The 1,927-nt window shown below is 61.4% G+C and carries 2 protein-coding genes; both read left to right on the top strand.

Translation table 11 applies throughout. The annotated features are described in order from the left end of the window. The first annotated feature begins 87 nt into the window (after positions 1-87). The gene (locus tag I6U14_RS12195; protein ID WP_296899683.1) at positions 88-1,659 is read left to right on the top strand and encodes an oligosaccharide flippase family protein; all 1,572 of its coding nucleotides are present in this window, start codon (positions 88-90) and stop codon (positions 1,657-1,659) included. A 71-nt stretch (positions 1,660-1,730) separates the two neighbouring features. Further along, positions 1,731-1,927 (top strand): hypothetical protein (locus I6U14_RS12190; protein WP_296899681.1); only part of this gene is annotated, 197 nt, incomplete at its 3' end.

Below are 1,927 nucleotides of genomic sequence, written 5' to 3'. Positions count from 1 at the left end.
GTCCGATTAGGAACGGTGCACGACAGGGTGACACGCCACGCGCGATGACGGGGTGCTGTTCCTGGCACAGCAACGCAAGAGGCGCTTATGGAAGACGCAAAAACGATCGGCAACATCATGGCGAAGAACGCCTCCATGCAATTGATGGGGCGGGTTCTTTACCTGATGACCCGGGTCGTGATGCCGCCGTTGACGCTGCATTTCGTCGGACTCGATGAGTACGGAATCTGGGCCGCATCATTCATCCTTGTCAGCTACCTGGGGATGAGCACGTTTGGCGTTTCCAGCGTTTACACGCGCTATGTTGCGGACTATCGCGCTCGCGGAGATCTGGACGGAATCGGCGCACTGATCTCAACCGGTTTGACGCTGACACTGACGCTGACCGCCGTACTGCTGACTGCGGTCTGGTTTGCGATGCCGTGGTTGCTGCTGCTCTTTGGCGTGCCGAATGATCTGCATGAGGTCGCACGCCTCGTCTTCTTCGGGACCGCGGCTATTATGATGGCCGATCTGAGCGTAGGTGCCTTCGCTTACGTCCTGCATGGCCTGCACCTGATGTGGCAGAACACCCTGGTCTGGATCGCAAGCTTTCTGCTCGAAACAGTCCTGGCGATCATTCTGCTGTTTCAGGGCTTTGGCATTTTGTCGCTGTTGATCGCCTTCGGTGTTCGGTACGCCTTTGCCATCGTGATACAGGCGGTGCTTTGCTTGCGCGCTTTGCCGGAGGTACAGATCCGCATTGGCCGAATCTCGGGCAAACACCTGCGTCTGCTGCTCGGGTTCGGGGGCGTTATGCAACTGGTAGGGCTAGTGTCCACTGTCCTTTACTCTATTGAGAAGGTCCTCGCGGGACGGCTTCTTGGTGTCGCGTCGGTCGGGGTGCTTGACTTGGCGCAGAAGTTTCCGGTGCTCGCGAGCCAGACCTTCTCCTCTATCACCGTCGCGTCGCTGCCTGCGTTGAGCCACCTTTATGCCGGCGGCAAGCGGCAAGAGGCCGCCGCGCTCTATGTGCGTGCTGCTCGCTGGAACAGTCTGTTGGTTGCGTTGCCGCTGGGGTTCCTGGCCTCATTCGCAGAGCCGATCATGCGTGCCTGGCTTGGCTCCGAGCAGGGCCTGGGAGACACCCCACTGCTGCTCCTCATCGCCGCTGTGGGCTACCAGATTCACACGCTGACCGGCCCGGCATCCGCCGTGCATCAGGCAGTGGAGCGCCCGACGCGACAGTTCTTGTATGTGGGTTTGCAGACGGTTCTGTGCGCCGTTGGCCTGATTTGGGTCTGGCAGGTGTGGGGTTGGTCGTTGATTGCTATTGCGCTGGCCGTTGGAGCGGCTCGCGTGATCAGCAGCCTAGTCTATGGTATTTACACGGAAAGACTGATCGGGGTTTCAATCGCAAATTATCCGTTGCGAGTCGTTTTGCCTGGTGCCTTGCCGTACTTGGTCGGCTGGCTCGGTTACCAGCTCACGGGCGGGGGGCTGACCGGCCTCTACGCCGATCGTTGGCTGTTGTTGCCCGCGTTGGGGCCCGTAGGGCTTGTGTATTGTCCCGCGGTTACTCGTGTCCACTTGCCGCTCCTCGATGCGAAGGATCGTCGCGCCGTCGCGGAGCGATTGCCGAAGCGGGTTCGGATGTCGCTGGCGCGCAGAGGCGCCTGATCGCCCGCCTGACCGCCCGCCTGATGGTCCGCCTGATGCCCCCACGACGCCGTGCCTTCGGAGTACCCGAGTTGGCAAAGAACGAAGCGATTTGTCTCTCCGCGGTCATGCTCTCGGTGTCCGTGTCGTCCTTGGTGGCGCAGGACATCGACAGCACCTCGATTCCGCCGGCAACCGCCGCGCACGGCCCCGGGGTCGGGTTGGCGATGCGGCAAGTCGCCGCCGACGCGGTCGACGAGGTGCTCCGGTTCCTTGGTCTCCAAGGCAC

The sequence above is a fragment of the Thiohalocapsa sp. genome, assembly GCF_019695415.1.
In the GTDB taxonomy this organism is placed as follows: domain Bacteria; phylum Pseudomonadota; class Gammaproteobacteria; order Chromatiales; family Chromatiaceae; genus Thiohalocapsa.
Note: the sequence above shows the minus strand (reverse complement) of the source record. Positions and strands in the feature narration are given on the sequence as shown.